The 1266-nt window shown below is 59.2% G+C and carries 2 protein-coding genes; both read left to right on the plus strand.

The window, feature by feature from the left end:
• Nucleotides 1-71: 71 nt before the first annotated feature.
• The gene (locus C5Y96_RS28065; RefSeq protein ID WP_409994406.1) at nucleotides 72-356 is read left to right on the plus strand and encodes a transposase; all 285 of its coding nucleotides are present in this window, start codon (nucleotides 72-74) and stop codon (nucleotides 354-356) included.
• 23 nt (nucleotides 357-379) lie between these two features.
• Nucleotides 380-1252, plus strand: a complete 873-nt coding sequence (locus tag C5Y96_RS00940) for an IS3 family transposase (protein WP_409994407.1) — start codon at nucleotides 380-382, stop codon at nucleotides 1250-1252.
• Nucleotides 1253-1266 lie beyond the last annotated feature (14 nt).

A 1266-nucleotide genomic window follows, 5' to 3' on the forward strand; every position in this document is an offset into this window, starting at 1 on the left:
TGGCATGCTCCCCAAAAACTGGTCCATGTGTTATGAGAGTCTAGAGGCCAATTTCGGCCAAGGAGACTCCCATGACCAAGAAGCGTAAACGACGTAGTCCCGAACAGATCGTTAAAGCCCTGCAAGAGGGCGAAGCCATGTTGGCGGCTGGCAAGTCGTCGGCCGAAGTTTATCAGGCCCTCGCGATCAGCGAGGCGACCTGGATGCGGTGGAAGAAGGAGTTCGGCGGGATGAAGTCGGACGAGGCGAAGCGGCTGCGTGAACTCGAACTGGAGAACCGACGCCTGAAGGAACTGCTGGCCGAGGCGGAACTCGACAAGCGGATTCTGCGGGAAGCGGCCGAGGGAAACTTCTGAGCCCGGCTCGGCGGCGTCTGGCGGTGCGACACGTTCAGCAAGCATGCTCGGTATCGCAACGGCGCGCGTGCCGAACCCTGGGCGTGGCTCGCAGTTCGCAGCGGTACGTGCCGCGTGACAATGAAGAAGAACGTCGCCTGGTCGGGCGAATTTTGGAACTGGTTCGCGATTTCCCTCGCTATGGCTATCGCATGATCACACGCGTGTTACGTCGGGAAGGTTGGCAGGTGAACTTCAAACGCATCTATCGTCTATGGCGGCAGGAAGGACTAAAAGTGTCGGTAAAACGAGCGAAAAAGCGACGACTAGGCACGGTCGAAGGAGGCATCACACGCCGACAGGCTGAGCATCCGAATCATGTCTGGTCGATCGACTTCATCTTCGATCGGACCGAGAATGGTCGGCCGCTGAAGATCCTGTCGCTGGTCGACGAGTTCACGCGGGAATGTATCGCTTTGGAAGTGAATCGCAAGTTCACTGGTGATCACCTGGTGGAACTGCTGACTGACCTGTTCGCGATCCGCGGCGTGCCGGAGTTCATTCGTAGCGACAACGGCCCTGAGTTCATCAGCCGTCGCGTGCAGCAGTTCCTAAAGAAGATCGACGTGGGTTCGTCGTTCATCGAACCTGGCAGCCCGTGGCAGAATGGATACGTCGAAAGCTTCCACAGCCGCCTCCGCGACGAATGCCTGGACTGCGAACTGTTCGCGACGCTGGCCGAGGCCCGCACGATCATCACGGCGTGGAGACAAACATACAACCACCGTCGCCCGCACGGCAGTCTGGGCGGTCAGACCCCCGCAGACTTCGCGTCGCAGTGGCCTGCTTCCGTTCGGGCTACGCCCTCACTCCAGCAGCCCACTGCGATTCCTTTTACCCAATCCGAACTCTCATAACGGTGGGCCAGGTT

Origin of the sequence: Blastopirellula marina (assembly GCF_002967715.1) — a bacterium.
GTDB lineage: Bacteria > Planctomycetota > Planctomycetia > Pirellulales > Pirellulaceae > Bremerella > Bremerella marina_B.

What these genes read in the sequence shown, in the direction of transcription:
- C5Y96_RS28065 (WP_409994406.1), top strand. Translation starts at nt 72, where the DNA reads ATGACCAAGAAGCGTAAACGACGTAGTCCCGAACAGATCGTTAAAGCC.